17 protein-coding genes are annotated in these 15,903 nt (G+C 59.1%); 5 read left to right on the top strand and 12 right to left on the bottom strand.

Annotated features, from left to right (window positions below; genetic code table 11):
* Positions 1 to 69: 69 nt before the first annotated feature.
* The 4 genes from lysC to AC2CGI_RS01300 are packed head-to-tail and all read right to left on the bottom strand — an operon-like array spanning position 70 to position 1,318.
* Positions 70 to 243, bottom strand: a complete 174-nt coding sequence (gene lysC / locus AC2CGI_RS01315; protein ID WP_165385135.1) for an Rz1-like lysis system protein LysC — start codon at positions 241 to 243, stop codon at positions 70 to 72.
* A complete protein-coding gene (locus AC2CGI_RS01310; protein WP_044030723.1) occupies positions 224 to 604 on the bottom strand; it encodes a DUF2570 family protein in 381 nt (126 codons plus the stop codon). The genes lysC and AC2CGI_RS01310 overlap by 20 nt, the downstream gene beginning before the upstream one ends.
* Positions 601 to 981 carry an L-Ala D-Glu endopeptidase ChiX gene (chiX, locus tag AC2CGI_RS01305; RefSeq protein ID WP_459076040.1) on the bottom strand — a complete coding sequence of 127 codons (381 nt, stop codon included), beginning with the start codon at positions 979 to 981 and terminating at the stop codon, positions 601 to 603. The genes AC2CGI_RS01310 and chiX overlap by 4 nt, the downstream gene beginning before the upstream one ends.
* A gap of 10 nt (positions 982 to 991) precedes the next feature.
* Positions 992 to 1,318 carry a phage holin, lambda family gene (locus AC2CGI_RS01300; RefSeq protein ID WP_033643982.1) on the bottom strand — a complete coding sequence of 109 codons (327 nt, stop codon included), beginning with the start codon at positions 1,316 to 1,318 and terminating at the stop codon, positions 992 to 994.
* 293 nt (positions 1,319 to 1,611) lie between these two features.
* Here AC2CGI_RS01300 and chiB point away from each other — a divergent pair, with 293 nt between their 5' ends.
* The gene (gene chiB, locus AC2CGI_RS01295) at positions 1,612 to 3,111 is read left to right on the top strand and encodes a chitinase ChiB (RefSeq protein ID WP_076740554.1); all 1,500 of its coding nucleotides are present in this window, start codon (positions 1,612 to 1,614) and stop codon (positions 3,109 to 3,111) included.
* A gap of 85 nt (positions 3,112 to 3,196) precedes the next feature.
* Here the strand turns inward: chiB and AC2CGI_RS01290 are convergent, their stop codons facing one another.
* Positions 3,197 to 4,138 (bottom strand): LysR family transcriptional regulator, encoded by a 942-nt coding sequence (locus AC2CGI_RS01290; protein WP_025303805.1) that lies wholly within the window; start codon positions 4,136 to 4,138, stop codon positions 3,197 to 3,199.
* 404 nt (positions 4,139 to 4,542) lie between these two features.
* On the opposite strand from AC2CGI_RS01290, the gene cbp21 reads away from it, so the two are divergent.
* Positions 4,543 to 5,136 carry a chitin-binding protein/chitosanase CBP21 gene (cbp21, locus tag AC2CGI_RS01285; protein WP_033643984.1) on the top strand — a complete coding sequence of 198 codons (594 nt, stop codon included), beginning with the start codon at positions 4,543 to 4,545 and terminating at the stop codon, positions 5,134 to 5,136.
* 66 nt (positions 5,137 to 5,202) lie between these two features.
* Here cbp21 and AC2CGI_RS01280 read toward each other — a convergent pair whose 3' ends face one another.
* From AC2CGI_RS01280 to AC2CGI_RS01255, 6 genes are all read right to left on the bottom strand, one after another.
* Entirely contained in the window at positions 5,203 to 6,165 is a 963-nt protein-coding gene (locus AC2CGI_RS01280) for a sugar-binding transcriptional regulator (protein ID WP_004936575.1), read from the bottom strand.
* A gap of 95 nt (positions 6,166 to 6,260) precedes the next feature.
* On the bottom strand, positions 6,261 to 6,917 hold the full coding sequence (gene dhaL, locus AC2CGI_RS01275) for a dihydroxyacetone kinase subunit DhaL (RefSeq protein WP_033643985.1): 657 nt from the start codon (positions 6,915 to 6,917) through the stop codon (positions 6,261 to 6,263).
* A 3-nt stretch (positions 6,918 to 6,920) separates the two neighbouring features.
* Complete coding sequence (locus AC2CGI_RS01270) at positions 6,921 to 7,922, bottom strand: dihydroxyacetone kinase subunit DhaK (RefSeq protein WP_076740553.1); 1,002 nt, start codon at positions 7,920 to 7,922, stop codon at positions 6,921 to 6,923.
* Positions 7,923 to 7,951: 29 nt separating this feature from the next.
* Positions 7,952 to 8,722, bottom strand: coding sequence for an SDR family oxidoreductase (locus AC2CGI_RS01265; protein WP_076740552.1), 771 nt, complete (start codon positions 8,720 to 8,722; stop codon positions 7,952 to 7,954).
* Positions 8,723 to 8,757: 35 nt separating this feature from the next.
* The gene (locus tag AC2CGI_RS01260; protein ID WP_004936588.1) at positions 8,758 to 10,026 is read right to left on the bottom strand and encodes an MFS transporter; all 1,269 of its coding nucleotides are present in this window, start codon (positions 10,024 to 10,026) and stop codon (positions 8,758 to 8,760) included.
* Positions 10,027 to 10,092: 66 nt separating this feature from the next.
* Positions 10,093 to 11,205 (bottom strand): erythritol/L-threitol dehydrogenase, encoded by a 1,113-nt coding sequence (locus tag AC2CGI_RS01255; protein WP_004936590.1) that lies wholly within the window; start codon positions 11,203 to 11,205, stop codon positions 10,093 to 10,095.
* A gap of 318 nt (positions 11,206 to 11,523) precedes the next feature.
* Between AC2CGI_RS01255 and rpiB the strand changes: the two genes are divergently transcribed.
* From rpiB to tkt, 3 genes are all read left to right on the top strand, one after another.
* Positions 11,524 to 11,982: a ribose 5-phosphate isomerase B gene (gene rpiB / locus AC2CGI_RS01250; RefSeq protein WP_004936593.1), complete on the top strand. Its 459-nt coding sequence runs from the start codon at positions 11,524 to 11,526 to the stop codon at positions 11,980 to 11,982.
* A gap of 193 nt (positions 11,983 to 12,175) precedes the next feature.
* The gene (gene tal / locus AC2CGI_RS01245) at positions 12,176 to 13,126 is read left to right on the top strand and encodes a transaldolase (protein WP_004936597.1); all 951 of its coding nucleotides are present in this window, start codon (positions 12,176 to 12,178) and stop codon (positions 13,124 to 13,126) included.
* A gap of 18 nt (positions 13,127 to 13,144) precedes the next feature.
* Positions 13,145 to 15,139 (top strand): transketolase, encoded by a 1,995-nt coding sequence (tkt, locus tag AC2CGI_RS01240; protein ID WP_015379005.1) that lies wholly within the window; start codon positions 13,145 to 13,147, stop codon positions 15,137 to 15,139.
* 50 nt (positions 15,140 to 15,189) lie between these two features.
* On the opposite strand, the gene nudK is transcribed toward tkt, so the two are convergent.
* A complete protein-coding gene (nudK, locus tag AC2CGI_RS01235) occupies positions 15,190 to 15,765 on the bottom strand; it encodes a GDP-mannose pyrophosphatase NudK (RefSeq protein ID WP_016926753.1) in 576 nt (191 codons plus the stop codon).
* Positions 15,766 to 15,903 lie beyond the last annotated feature (138 nt).

Below are 15,903 nucleotides of genomic sequence, written 5' to 3'. Positions count from 1 at the left end.
ACCTTGGTCGAAAAAGCGTTTTAAAAGTAAAAAAAGAAGGCCTGCGGGACGAGCAGAGAAACGCCGCCGTCAGCGCGGCGGCAGCGTGGCGCGCCAGGCGTTGAGCGTCTCCACCTGGCCGGCGCAAATGTGTAACGAGGTTTGTAACGCCAGGGCATAGCTCACCGCATCGCCCCAGCTCTCCCCCTGCAGCAGCGGCTGCTCACAGGGCGCGAACACCGACTCAGGGGGCAACAGCGGCACGGCCTGCGGCGCCGGCGGCCGGGCGCAGGAGCTCAAACACAGCGCCAGGCAGAGGCTGAGCGGCGCAGGGATCGTTTTTAATCGCTTCACGGTATTTCCTCTGATAAGCCTCGTGTTGCTGGCGCAGCTGCTGTTCCTGCCGCTGCTGCGCCGCCATCAGCGCACGATTTTGCGCGTCCTGTGTCTGCAAGGTGGCGATAAGCCCCGCCTGCTGCGCCAGGCTTTTTTGCAGTTCCGCCGCCTGTTGCCGCGCGGACGCCAACTGGTGCGACAACAGCGCGCTGTAGCCGCCGAGGCAGATAGCCGCCAGCAACAGCAGCAGCAACCCGCCCTGCATCAGTTTCTGCAGCCAGCCGCTCATGCCGGATAGTCCCGAAACGGCAGCTGGAAGTGCGGGCCATCCTTGAGGGTTTTCCATTCACCGCCCCATTCGACGTTGATGCCGCATTCACGCGCCGCGCGCCGCACCGCCACCGCAATTTGCGCGTAGTAATCCCACTCCCAGGAGACCACGCCCGCCGGCATCGCCACCACGTCCACCGCGTGTCCGGTCAGATGGCGGCTGCGCAGCGTTTGGCTGTTGCCGGCGCGCACCATTTCCCGCTGGCGCGCCATGCTGCGCAGCCCCTCGCTGACGGAAAACGGCACCAGCGAATAACGCAGCGCCAGACGAATAACGCGCACCAGATCCGGATGCACGCCGCGCAGATTCTCTTCGCTGCGGGCGGTAAAGCGAATCTCTTCGATGTCATTTAACATTTTTAAACCCCGTTTTTTTGCCGATGAATTTTTTAATTAAGGCGTTGATGTAATCCGCCCCCATAAAGCCAATCAATACGCTGGCCAAATTCGCCCAGTTTAATTCCAGGCCCATCAACGCCAGCGCATCGCGCACCGTCCAGGCCAATAACGCGCACATCGCCGCATTCAATAAACGGCGCCGAATACCCACGTTGCGATAGGCGCCGTGTAATAGCGCCATCACGCCGGCCAGAATGGCGTTCAATACCGGCTGAAGATATTCACATACTCGCTGGACTATTAAGCCAACAGCGTCAGGCTCTATGCTGGACATAGCTCATCTCCTTTTTTATTTTTAATTAAATGCCAATCACGGCCGGTGGGACATCGGATACTCAGAATCTAGTTAAGGATGCTATTACAAAGCAAATGAATAAATACAGGCCCTATGGTCGAATTTATTCATGCTGAATGCTGGCACAACACATAAACGCCAAGGCAGGCGGCAGTGAATAAAAAATTCATTCTTATCGTGATTTGTTTCGACTGTTATTTCTGCGAAAAATAAACATTAATGGCAACGGGAAATATTTCCCCATCGAAAAACATCCATTCTGGAGAAATGCCATGTCCACACGTAAAGCCGTTATTGGGTATTATTTTATTCCGACCAACCAAATCAATAATTACACCGAGACCGATACGTCTGTCGTGCCGTTCCCGGTTTCCAACATCACGCCGGCCAAAGCCAAACAGCTGACGCACATTAACTTCTCGTTCCTGGATATCAACAGCAATCTGGAATGCGCCTGGGATCCGGCCACCAACGACGCCAAGGCGCGCGATGTGGTCAACCGTCTGACCGCGCTCAAAGCGCACAACCCCAGCCTGCGCATCATGTTCTCCATCGGCGGCTGGTACTACTCCAACGATCTGGGCGTGTCGCACGCCAACTACGTCAACGCGGTGAAAACCCCGGCGTCGCGCGCCAAGTTTGCCCAATCCTGCGTGCGCATCATGAAGGATTACGGCTTCGACGGCGTGGACATCGACTGGGAGTACCCGCAAGCCTCGGAAGTGGACGGTTTCATCGCCGCGCTGCAGGAGATCCGCACCCTGCTGAACCAGCAAACCGTCGCCGACGGCCGCCAGGCGTTGCCGTACCAGTTGACCATCGCCGGCGCCGGCGGCGCCTTCTTCCTGTCGCGCTATTACAGCAAGCTGGCGCAGATCGTCGCGCCGCTCGATTACATCAACCTGATGACCTACGATCTGGCCGGCCCCTGGGAGAAGGTAACCAACCACCAGGCGGCGCTGTTCGGCGATGCGGCCGGGCCGACCTTCTACAATGCGCTGCGCGAAGCCAACCTGGGCTGGAGCTGGGAAGAACTGACCCGCGCCTTCCCCAGCCCGTTCAGCCTGACGGTCGACGCCGCGGTGCAGCAACACCTGATGATGGAAGGCGTGCCGAGCGCCAAAATCGTGATGGGCGTGCCCTTCTACGGCCGCGCCTTCAAGGGTGTCAGCGGCGGCAACGGCGGGCAATACAGCAGCCACAGCACGCCGGGCGAAGATCCGTACCCGAACACCGATTACTGGCTGGTGGGCTGCGAAGAGTGCGTGCGCGACAAGGATCCGCGCATCGCCTCCTATCGCCAACTGGAGCAGATGCTGCTGGGCAACTACGGCTATCAGCGGCTGTGGAACGACAAGACCAAAACGCCTTACCTGTATCATGCGCAGAAAGGGCTGTTCGTCACCTATGACGATGCCGAGAGCTTCAAATACAAAGCGAAATACATCAAGCAGCAGCAGTTGGGCGGCGTGATGTTCTGGCATCTGGGGCAAGACAACCGCAACGGCGATCTGCTGGCCGCGCTGGATCGCTATTTCAACGCCGCGGACTACGACGACAGCCAGCTGGATATGGGCACCGGGCTGCGCTACACCGGCGTCGGCCCCGGCAACCTGCCGATCATGACCGCGCCGGCTTATGTGCCGGGCACCACTTACGCGCAGGGCGCGCTGGTGTCCTACCAGGGTTACGTCTGGCAAACCAAATGGGGTTACATCACCTCGGCGCCCGGTTCTGACGGCGCCTGGCTGAAGGTGGGCCGCGTGGCGTAAGCCGTAAAAAAACCCCGTAGCCGAATGCTGCGGGGTTTTCATTGAGTTAACCGTTTGATTTTCGCGTCCCTTCGTCTCTATTCCTTCAGTTGTGGCACCAAGGATAACCGCCATCCCGCACCACTTCGCGGCCCATCAGGCTGTAGACATCGCTTTTGCGCGTCAGCCGCTCATGCCACCAGTTAAACCCGGCGCCCTTGCTGGCCGGGTGCCACGCCAGCCAAATCATTTCGTCGCCCTTTTGCATCTCCACCGGCACCGTCACCAGTTCGCCGCTGGCCAATTCCTTTTCGATCAAAGCAGGCGGCAGAAAAGCGTGGCCGATGCCGCGTTTGAGCAGCGCCAGGTTGCTTTCCACGTCGCATACCACCAACTGACGCTGCAAGGGCAGCGTGCCGTGATTACGCTTGGGCAGCTCATGGCTGCTGTCGGCGATCACCACCACGATGTCGTTCAACCGCTGTTTCTTGCACACCGGCTTTCTCTGCGCCGCGAACGGGTGCGAAGGCGACACGCACAGCACAAAGTTGAGCTTGCCGAGCATCAGGGTTTTAGCCTGCACGCTGTCGGGAATTTGGCCGATGGCGATGATCAGATCCGCCCGGTTGTTCTTCAGCGCATCCCAGGTGCCGTTCAACGCTTCTCGCTGCACCGAGATACTGGCGTTCGGGCAATGCTGAATATAGTCGCGGATATCCTGCGTCAGGGTTTCCAACGGGAAGAAGGTGTCTACCGCCAGGCGGATATTATTGTCCAGCTTGGGGATGTTGCGCACCCGGCTTTCCAGATCCTGCACCGCATTTAATATCCAGCTGCCTTCCTGCAGGAGAAATTCCCCTTCATCCGTCAGGGTAATCATGGGGCCATTGCGATGAAAAAGTTTCACGCAGAGTTTGCTTTCAATATTGGAAACCCGATAAGAGATCGCCGAAGGCGTTTTATGCAGCGCCTCCGCCGCCATAGAGAAAGAACCGGTGCTCTTGATGGTGCTGATTATTTTAATCGCGTCCAGGGATAATCTAGTCATACAAATTCCTCTTTAAAATAAAATAAGAAAAATGACACTAAATTCCCAAGGTGGTGGCGCACAAAAATCGATCAAATCGAACAAAGGTACTCATAGCAACAAGCAATATACTTCATAAATGAGAGCGCTATCTTAAATACTATTCATCACGACCTGATATAAAATTCATCATAGCGCCCTACTTTTACACAGCGACAGTTAAATAAATTCAGCCTAACGATCAAAGATCGTCATCATAATAATTTTCGTTAATAGCCGTTAAAACATTCCGCTCTATCGCACGACCAGAATGATAAAAATAAAACAAGCCGACAAGAAGGGTTATTTCTAATTGCGTTATTAATCTCTCATTTTGTCGGTGAAATACGCTCAACTTACAACATAATTTCAGTCAGGAGTGACTTATGAACAAAACTTCCCGTACCCTGCTCTCTCTGGGCCTGCTGAGCGCGGCCATGTTCGGCGTTTCGCAACAGGCGAATGCTCACGGTTATGTCGAGTCGCCGGCCAGCCGCGCCTACCAGTGCAAACTGCAGCTCAACACCCAGTGCGGCAGCGTGCAGTACGAACCGCAGAGCGTCGAGGGCCTGAAAGGCTTCCCGCAGGCCGGCCCGGTTGACGGCCATATCGCCAGCGCCAACAAGTCCACCTTCTTCGAACTGGATCAGCAAACGCCGACGCGCTGGAACAAGCTCAACCTGAAAACCGGCCCGAACTCCTTTACCTGGAAGCTGACCGCGCGTCACAGCACCACCAGCTGGCGCTATTTCATCACCAAGCCGAACTGGGACGCTTCTCAACCGCTGACCCGCGCTTCCTTTGACCTGACGCCGTTCTGCCAGTTCAACGACGGCGGCGCCATCCCTGCCGCGCAGGTCACCCACCAGTGCAACATACCGGCAGATCGCAGCGGTTCGCACGTGATCCTTGCCGTGTGGGACATAGCCGACACCGCCAACGCCTTCTATCAGGCGATTGACGTCAACCTCAGCCACTGATCCGTCAAAAGGGGGATGTCTCTGGAGGGTTCAGCCTGGCGCTGAACCCTTTTTTTGCGGGTGTCGCTATTGCGACATGTTGAGGATAGTGCGCACATTGAGCGCGCTGGTGGCGATAATGTCGATGGCGCCGGTGCGCAACGCGCCCAAAATCGCCAGCGCCTTGGTATTCTCGGAGGCAATGGCGATCACACACGGAATTTTGCGCAGCTCATCAATGCTCAGCCCAATCACACGGTCATTCATCACCGTATCGACATGCTGCCCCTGGGCATTGAAAAAGTCATAGCCGGCGATGTCGCCGATCACGCCCTGATTAAGGCTGGCGTCGATAATCTCGTGCGGCGTAAACCACCCCAATTTCACCATATAACTGTTTTCATTCATGTCGCCAATGCCGACTAACGCCACATCGGCCTTACGCGCGCGATCCAACGTTTCCTTGATCGTGCCGTTCTGCATGAAGGCGTCTTTCAGCGCGCGATTTTCGACGTAGGCCGGCGCATAGAGCGTCTCGCTGCTGCCGCCGAACTTCTTCGCCAGACGCCGGCTGATATGGTCGGCGTTGATCGCATCGCCCGGACGGTGGGTGCCGCCGATGCCGCAGATGAACTTGCAGTTGCGCTCCGTCACGCTGCCGACGTGATCGGCGATCGCCGCCACGTTGCGTCCCTGCCCAACCGCCAACACCATATCGTCTTTCAGCGACATCGCCAGGTAGTTGGACACCAGCGCCGCCACTTGCCGACGCTGTTCCTCTTCGTCCTGATGATCGAGCGCGATCAGCGCGCGGCTGATGGGAAAACGTTCCATCATCTGCTGTTCCAGCCGGGTGCTGAACACCGGGTGATAACGCACGTTGATCTCGACGATGCCTTCTTCCTTGGCGCGCTTGAGCAAACGACCGACTTTGATCCGTGAGATGCCGAACTTTTTGGCGATCTCTTCCTGCGTGATCTCATCCTGATAATAAGCAACGGCGATTTCGGTCAGCAGTTCGTTATCCTGGGACACAGTTTGTTTTTCCATCCGTTAGACGTTTCCCCACGGCAGGCCGGTTAATCATGGCGGAGGGACGATACACGCCCCTCCGACAATGCTGAATGCCCGCTAGTATAACGCGTTCAGGCGGCAACGGTATTCAGTCGTTGCTCCACCTCGTCCGCCAATCGGGTCAAGAGCAGGCAGCAAGATACCGCGCCGGCGTCCAGTACGCCGCGCGAACGCTCGCCCAGACGGCTGGCGCGGCCGATTTTCGCCACCAGCTCGCGCGTGGAATCGCGCCCGCGCGCCGCGGCGATCCTCATCTGTTCCAGCGCAGCGGCGAAGTCGTCACCGCGCCCCGCCGCCTGCTCAAACGCTGCTACCGCCGGTATCAGCGTATCCATCAGACACTTGTCCCCCACGCCCGCGCTGCTGATGTCCTGCAGTTCGCGCAAACCGCCGTGCAACATCGCCAAAAATGCCTGCTTATCCAGCACGCTGCGCTCGCGCACGCTCTCCGCCATGCCCATGAACAGGCTGCCGTACAGCGGCCCCATCGAACCGCCGATGCCCTCCATCAGCGCATCGGAAACCGCATCGAACGCCTGCGCCAACGTGAGCTCGCGGCCGCGAATGGCATCGCCGCACATCGCGAATCCCTTCGACATGTTAATGCCGTGGTCGCCGTCGCCGATGGCGCCGTCGATTTCGCTCAGGTATTCGCGGTTGCTGACAATGGTTTCTATCAGCCCCGTAACGATCTCACTGCCGTACCGGGTTGAAATTTGTTCCGTCATGATTCACTCCACCTGGGTTAAGCCTAAAGATTGCGCCGGCATGTCCAGCAGCGTTTTCAGTTCGTCATCCAGCGTCATCAGCGTCAGCGTCACGCCCATCATTTCCAGCGACGTGAAGTAATTGCCGACGTAGCGCCGATGCACCCGCACGCCTTTCGCCGTCAACCGACGCTCTATTTCGGCATAATAGATATACAGCTCCATCACCGGCGTGGCGCCAAGCCCGGAGATCAGCAACGCCACCTCCTGCCCCTGTTCCAGCGGCATGTCGTTGAGCACGAAATCGAGCATGGTGCCGGCCATCGCCGACGCCGACTGGATCGGCGATACCTCAATGCCCGGTTCGCCGTGATGGCCGATGCCGATCTCCATCTTGCCGTCTTCGATATGAAAATTGGGTTTGCCGACCGCGGGAATGGTGCAGGAACTGAGGCCGACGCCGATCGAACGACACCGGTCGATGGCCTTTTGCGCCGCGTCGATCACGCCGTCCAGATCGTACCCTTTGGCCGCCGCCGCCGCGCCGACCTTCCACATCAGAATTTCGCCGGCCACGCCGCGCCGTTTATCGATCTCACTGGCCGGCGCCGAGGCGACGTCATCGTTGGCCACCACGGTTTTCACCCGTATGCCGGCCGCCGTGGCCTTCTTGATCGCCATCTTGACGTTCATGTTGTCGCCGGCGTAGTTGCCGTACAGGCAAGCGACGCCCGCACCGCTGTCCGCCGCCTTGAAAGCGTCGAGAAAAGCCCCCGCCGTAGGCGATGAAAAAATCTCGCCAATCGCGACGGCATCCAACATGTTTTTGCCGACATACCCCAGGAACGCCGGCTCGTGGCCGGAACCGCCGCCGGTGACGATGCCCACTTTGCCGGCGATCGGCGCCGGCGGATATTTCAACACCCGCGCATTGTCGGTGGCGGCATAATAGTTCGGGTGGGCCAGCCTGTAGCCCTGAATGGCGTCTTCCACTACGTGATCGGGATCGTTAATGATTCTGTTCATCGCGGCCTCTCTGTCGCCTGAATAAGAAATTATTGAATGGTGTAACCGCCGTCGACCACCAGGTTGGCGCCGGTGATCATCGCCGCCGCGTCGCCGGCCAAAAACAGGGCGCTGGCGGCGATATCTTGCGGCTCAGCGAAACGCCGCAGCGGGATTTTCTGCTTCATTTGTTCCGCCACCTCGCCTGACCAGGCCTTACGGCCCAGCTCCGTCAAAACCACGGTGGGCGAAATGGCGTTGACCCGCACGTTGTGCGGCCCCCACTCCAGCGCCAACACCTGGGTCAGACCGATTACGCCCGCCTTGCTGGCGCAATAGGCCAGGTGATTAGGCAAAGCCACTACGCCGGCCTGCGAGGCGAGATTGATGATGCTGCCGCCGCGCTGGCGAATGAAACGGCGCCCCACCGCCTGGCAGGTAAGAAACACGCCTTTCAGATTGACCGCCAGGGTTGCATCCCACGCCGTTTCCGGCAGCTCCTCGGACGGATGCAGCGCGACGATGCCGGCGCTGTTGACCAGCACGTCCAGCCGCCCGAAATGCGCCTCAATCTGCGCCACCGCCCGCTCCACCGATGCGGCATCGGTGACGTCGGCCACGACGCCCACCGCCGACTCGGCGTCCAGCTGTCGCGCCACTTCCGCAACCTGCGGCGCCCGATCGAGCAGCGCCACGCGCGCGCCGTTTTGCAGATAGCGTTCGGCAATAGCGAGACCGATCCCCGCAGCGCCGCCGGTAATCAGCGCCACCTTGCCCTGCAGCGAGAGCTCGCGCGGCGCCGTAGTTTGATGATTAATCATAAATTTCCCCTTAAAACTGTGAACTTCACCCTCGGTCAGGATATTTTCGCCAAACTCGCGCCGCGTTCTTCCTGCGCCGTCGCGCTTTCCTTCGGCAGCGTGACAAATTTCATCAGCACGCCGCTGAACAGGTACAAACCGGTAAAGATCCAGATCACGCCAACGGTGCCGAGGCTGCCGATAAACAGCCCCACCACCGCCGGGCCGACAAAGGTGCTCAGGCCGGCACCCAGATTGAGAATCGACATCGCCGCGCCCTTATTGTCCGGCGCCAGCGACGGCATGATGGCCGACAGCGGCACGAACGCCGCCAGGCAGGCGCCAAACAACCCGGCGGCGCACACGGTCAGCAGGTAGTTGGCGCCGAAGAATTGCGGCACGTAGTAGAACATCAGCGTGGTCAAGGCACAGCCAACGCAGCCGAACCACATCACCACATTGCGCCAGCCGAGCCCGTCGCTGATCACGCCGAAAATCAGGTTGAAAATGATGTTGACCGTCCACAGCGCGGCGTACATCTGCAGCCAATGCGTGCGGGTGAACCCCATATCCATCATGTACATGGGCATGAATACGACGAAGCCGTAAGCCGCAGAGGTATTAATGGTGCGCACGATGCCGCCCAGGCCAATCTTCGGGTTTTCAAACGCGATGGTGATGCCCTTCAAGACATAACCCAGCGACGCCTTTTCACGGTTGCCGCTCTGTGCCGCGCCGTCGTCGCGATTGAGCATCAGCGCAATCACCGCGCCCAGCACGACGAAAATCAGCGCGCTCCACAGCGTGTGGATCTCGCCGAGATAAGGCAGCATGATGCTGGAATACAGCACGCCCAGCACGCTGAGCCCGCCGCTGTAGACGAACCAGAAAATCCCCACCGCCGACCCCAGCCTTTCCGGCGGCGCCTCATACGCCACCCACACCAGAAAACCGTAGGCGAACAACGGATAACCCAAGCCGCGCAGCGCATAGGTCGGCACCATGATCGCCAGGTTGTTGCTCGGCAGGCCGAACGTCAAAAAACACACCGAACCGAACAGAAACAGCAGCAGGCCGGCCAACATCACCCGCCGGGCGGTAAAGATTTCCGCCAACACGCCGGAAAACCAGGCGGCGATGGCGGCCGCAAAGCCATAAACGCTGAACAGCAGCGCCGATTCCTGAATGCTCAGCCCTTTGCCAATCAAATAAGGCGACAGCCAGCCCTGTTCCAGCCCTTCGCCCATCATGAACACCAACACGCCGGCATAGCCCAGCAGCAGTTTCGGTGACAGACCAATGCGATGAATCAGTCCATGCAACATAGAACACCCCAGCACATGTGATTATGGAGGTGCAGGCTCGCCCGCACCCGAGGAACGACGCAGGTTTCAGAGGTTTGGATTAAGCACCACTTTGATTGAACCGATACCGCGCTTCATCAGCTCGAAACCTTCGGCGAACTGTTCCAGCGGCAACGTATGCGTCACCACGCCTTCGGTCGGCAGATCGCCATTGGCGATGCCTTCGATCACCAGCGGATAGCAGTAAGGGCCGAGATGCGAACCGAGCACGTCCAGTTCCTTGCGGTCGCTGATGATGCTCCAGTCGACGGTCACCGGATCCTTAAACACGGAAAATTCGACGAAGGTGCCGAGCTTGCGGATCAGCGTCAGGCCCTGTTCTACGGACTTCTGTGCGCCGGTCGCCTCGATGTAGATGTCGCAGCCGTAGCCCTCGGTCATCGCTTTAACCGCGGCGGGCACGTCGTCACGGGTGGGATTGAGCGTCACATCCGCGCCGAAGCGCTTCGCCAAGGCCAGACGTTCGTCGGACAGATCCAGCACCACCAGCTTCGAGGGCCCGGATTTCTTGATGGCCCCGATCATGCCCAGCCCCAGGGTGCCGGCGCCGGCCAATACCACCACATCGCCCAGTTTGATATTGGCGCGTTGCACCGCATGGAAGGAGCAAGCATAGGGTTCGATCAGAATGGCTTTTTCGATCGGCAGGTCGGCCGGCACATGATAGTTAATTGCCTCTTTGGTGAACTTCATGTACTCGGCCATGCCGCCGTTAACGTTTTTCTGGAAACCGTACAGGTCATGCTTTTCGCACATCCAATACTGACCGCGGTTGCAGAAGCGGCATTGCCAGCAGGGAACGATTTGTTCTGATATCACGCGATCGCCGAGATTGAAGCCCTCGACGCCTTCACCGTACCCCACGACATGGCCGATAAATTCATGGCCGGGGATCATCGGCGCCTTGATGTACGCCGGTTGTTTTTCATCGCCCCAGAAGCTGGGCGCCCCTTCGAACGCTTTAACATCACCGGCGCAGATGCCGCAGGCTTCGATCTTCACCAGGATCTCTTTCGGGCCGATCTTCGGTACCGGCACCTGTTCCAGGCGGTAATCTTTCGGGGCGTACGCCACAACCGCCTTCATGATCTCGGGGATACCGGCCGCCATTTTCGCCTCTGTTATGCAGGTCTGACACATAGCACTCTCCTCTGGTAGGGAAACTTCTTTTGATCATTAACACAAACAAAGAACAAATGAACACTAACGCCATGCATTCAATTTGCCCACAGTGAACTTATCAAAGTGTGATATCGCTCAAAAACCCGTCTCCACTAGAGTGAACAACGATTAAAAGCCCTTTTTTAGTGACTAAGATCACCTTTTACAGTGGCAAACTGAAAAGCCAGGCAAAAAACAAAAGAACACAGATTGAACATTTGATTAAACAGGGATACGGTAATGAACGTGGCGCCACCGAGGATCGCCACCCTTTTCGTTACCAATCAGGAGATCGCTATGCTGCCTATCGCCATCGGCGCCGATGATGCCGCCATTGAACTGAAAGATCTGATCGTTGCCCACCTGCAACAACGGGACATCCCCGTCATTGACTACACGACGGATCGCGCCGCAGAAACGGGGATCTATCCCGATATCGCCTATCGCGTCGCGCAGGCGATACGGGAGGAAAAACATCGGCGGGGCATCCTGCTGTGCGGCACCGGCATCGGTATGAGCATCGTGGCCAATAAAGTGCCCGGCATTCGTGCGGCACAATGTCACGATACCTACTCCGCCCAGCGGGCGCGCAAAAGCAATGATGCTCAGATCATCACGCTGGGCGCGCGGGTCATCGGTGCCGAACTGGCGAAAACCATCGTCGATGCCTGGCTGGAATCGGAGTTTGAAGGGGGAGGATCGGCACCGAAAGTCGAGCGAATAGGCTATTACGAAAACGCGGCCGGACGGCGTTAAACCGCCTGCCGTCTCGATGGCGGTCGCGCGCAAGCCGCGCTCCGCCTGGGTTTATTCGGCATTCATTGTTATTATCCATCGCAACAATCAGAAAAAGCGCATTTTCATTCTCGATCCGATGATGCAGTGTGTTCCCCCTATGATGAAAAAGGTTCTCATTTCCCTACATTGAGCTTGGTCAAGGAGCTTATCAATGAATCAATTAGACGCACTCAAGCAGCTGACCACGGTGGTCGCCGACAGCGGCGATATCGAATCCATCCGCCAGTTCGAACCCCAGGACGCCACCACCAACCCTTCGCTGATCCTGAAAGCCGCCGCGCTGCCGCAGTACAAGGCGCTGATCACCGAAGCGTTGGAGTATGCCCGCCGCCAGGGCGGCAGCAAGGAAACCCAGCTGATCAACGCCAGCGATAAACTGGCGGTCAACATCGGCGTCGAGATCCTCAAAAGCGTGCCGGGCCGCATCTCCACCGAAGTGGACGCCCGCCTGTCGTTCGATCGCGGCATGTGCGTCGCCAAAGCGCGCAAACTGATCGCCATGTACCAAGAACAAGGCATCGACAAATCGCGCATCCTGATCAAACTGGCTTCCACCTGGGAAGGCATCAAAGCCGCCGAGGAGCTGGAAAAAGAAGGCATCAACACCAACCTGACGCTGCTGTTCTCCTTCGCCCAGGCCCGCGCCTGCGCCGAAGCCGGCGTGTATCTGATCTCGCCGTTCGTCGGCCGCATCTATGACTGGTACCAGGCCAAACAGCCTGCCGCCGACTACGACGCCGATCAGGATCCTGGCGTGAAATCGGTACGCACCATCTATGAATACTACAAGCGTCATCGTTACCAGACGGTGATCATGGGCGCCAGCTTCCGCAAGGTTGAGCAGATCCTGGCGCTGGCCGGCTGCGATCGCCTGACCATCGCCCCAAACCTGCTGGAACAGCTGAAAAACAGCGAGCAGCCGGTCGAACGCAAGCTGACCCCGTCTACCGAAGGCTTCCACCAACCGGCTCCGCTGGCCGAAGCGGAGTTCCGCTGGCTGCATAATCAGGATGCCATGGCGGTGGAGAAACTCGCCGAAGGCATTCGCCTGTTCGCCGTCGACCAGCAGAAGCTGGAAGACATGTTGGCCGCTCAACTGTAATCGCACTGGAGTTTCGTTATGTCTTCTCGTAAAGAGCTTGCCAACGCTATCCGCGCACTCAGCATGGACGCCGTACAAAAAGCAAATTCCGGCCACCCGGGGGCCCCTATGGGCATGGCGGACATCGCCGAAGTCCTGTGGCGTGACTACCTCAACCACAACCCGACTAACCCGCACTGGGCTGACCGCGACCGTTTCGTGCTCTCCAACGGCCACGGCTCCATGTTGATTTACAGCCTCCTGCACCTCACCGGCTACGACCTGCCGATGCGCGAGCTGGAAAACTTCCGTCAGCTGCATTCCAAAACCCCGGGCCACCCGGAGTACGGCTACACTCCGGGCGTTGAAACCACCACCGGCCCGCTGGGCCAGGGCATCGCCAACGCCGTCGGCTTCGCCATCGCCGAACGCACCCTGGCGGCGCAGTTCAACCGCCCCGGCCATGACATCGTCGACCACCACACCTACGCCTTCATGGGCGACGGCTGCATGATGGAAGGCATCTCGCACGAAGTCTGCTCTCTGGCCGGCACCCTCAAGCTCGGCAAGCTGACCGCCTTCTACGATGACAACGGCATCTCCATCGACGGCCACGTCGACGGCTGGTTCACCGACGACACCGCCCTGCGCTTCGAAGCCTACGGCTGGCACGTGGTGCGCAACGTCGACGGCCACAACCCGGACGCCATCAAGGCGGCGATTGAAGAAGCCCGCCAGGTGACCGACAAGCCGTCGCTGCTGATGTGCAAGACCGTTATCGGCTTCGGTTCGCCGAACAAGGCCGGCACCCATGACGTGCACGGCGCCGCGCTGGGCGCCGCCGAAGTGGCCGCCACCCGCGAAGCGCTGGGCTGGAAATACGCCGCCTTTGAAATCCCGCAGGACATCTACGCCCAGTGGGACGCCAAAGAAGCCGGTCAGGCCAAAGAAGCGGCCTGGAACGACAAGTTCGCCGCCTACGCCCGGGCCTTCCCGGAACTGGCCGCCGAGTTCAAGCGCCGCATGAACGGCGAGCTGCCGGCGGACTGGAAAGCCGACGCCAAGGCGTTCGTGGAAAAACTGCAGGCCAACCCGGCCAACATCGCCAGCCGCAAGGCGTCGCAGAACGCGCTGGAAGCGTTCGGCAAGGTGCTGCCGGAGTTCCTGGGCGGCTCCGCCGACCTGGCGCCGAGCAACCTGACCATGTGGTCCGGCTCGAAAGCGCTGAACGTTGACCCGGCGGGCAACTACATTCATTACGGCGTGCGCGAGTTCGGCATGACCGCCATCACCAACGGCATCGCGCTGCACGGCGGTTTCCTGCCGTACTCGGCGACCTTCCTGATGTTCGTGGAATACGCCCGCAACGCGGTGCGCATGGCGGCGCTGATGAAGCTGCGCAACGTGTTCGTCTACACCCACGACTCCATCGGTCTGGGCGAAGACGGCCCGACCCACCAGCCGGTGGAGCAGTTGGCGAGCCTGCGCGTGACCCCGAACATGAGCACCTGGCGCCCGTGTGACCAGGTGGAATCGGCGGTGGCGTGGCAGTACGGCATCGAGCGTAACGACGGCCCGACCACCCTGGTGTTCTCGCGCCAGAACCTGACCCAGCAGCCGCGCACCGCAGAGCAGCTGGCGAACGTGTACCGCGGCGGCTACGTGCTGAAAGACTGCGCGGGCACGCCGGACGTTATCCTGATCGCCACCGGCTCCGAAGTGGGCATCACGGTGGAGGCGGCGGACAAACTGACCGCGGCGGGCCGCAAGGTGCGCGTGGTGTCGATGCCGTCGACCGACGCGTTCGACAAGCAGGATGCGGCGTACCGCGAGTCGGTGCTGCCGGCGGCGGTGACGGCACGTGTGGCGGTGGAAGCGGGTATCGCGGACTACTGGTACAAGTACGTGGGCCTGAACGGCGCCATCGTGGGCATGACCACCTTCGGTGAGTCGGCGCCGGCGGAGCAGCTGTTCGCCGAGTTCGGCTTCACCGTGGACAACGTGGTGGCCAAGGCGCAGGCGCTGCTGAAGTAAGCCGCCGGGCGCAAGCCGATAAAAAAGCCGGTCATCATGACCGGCTTTTTTTATTCCATCACCCGATGAATCTGCAAATACTGCAGCAGCATGATGGTCTTGCCGTCTTTAATCCGGCCATCGGCGATCATCGCCACCGCGTCGCTAAACGGCAGTTCGATCACTTCGATATCTTCATCTTCAATGCCGCCGCCGGCCGCGCGCCGCTCATCGTCATGGTATTCGGCGATAAAGAAGTGCACGATCTCGGTCACGCCGCCCGGCGACATGTAGGCTTCGAAGATTTTCTTGACCTCGCCCACCTGAAAACCGGTCTCTTCCACCGCTTCGCGGCGTGCGCACTGCTCCGGCGAATCGGCGTCCAGCAGGCCGGCGCAGGCCTCGAGCAGCATGCCGCTTTCGTTGCCGTTGACATAGGTCGGCATGCGGAACTGGTTGGTCAGCACCACCGTGCCCTTGGCGCGGTTGTACAGCAAAATGGTGGCGCCGTTGCCGCGATCGTAAACCTCGCGCATCTGTTGCACCGAACCGCCGTTTTTGCGTTTCAGATCGAACGTGTACTTATGCAGCACATACCAGTTGTCCGACAACAGCTCTTTCTTCACATTCTCAATTTTCGACGACATGACCCTTTTTCCTTGAGTTGCAACGTGAAAATCATACCGCGATTACGCTGCGCCGCAGCAGACGATTTGCAACAAAAATCACAACGCCTCTCCGGGCAAACCAGGATTAAAAATACATCGTGGGCGGACGCATAATCT

The organism is Serratia sp. LSHTC3 (genome assembly GCF_057197125.1).
This window is presented reverse-complemented; position numbering and strand designations above follow the sequence as displayed.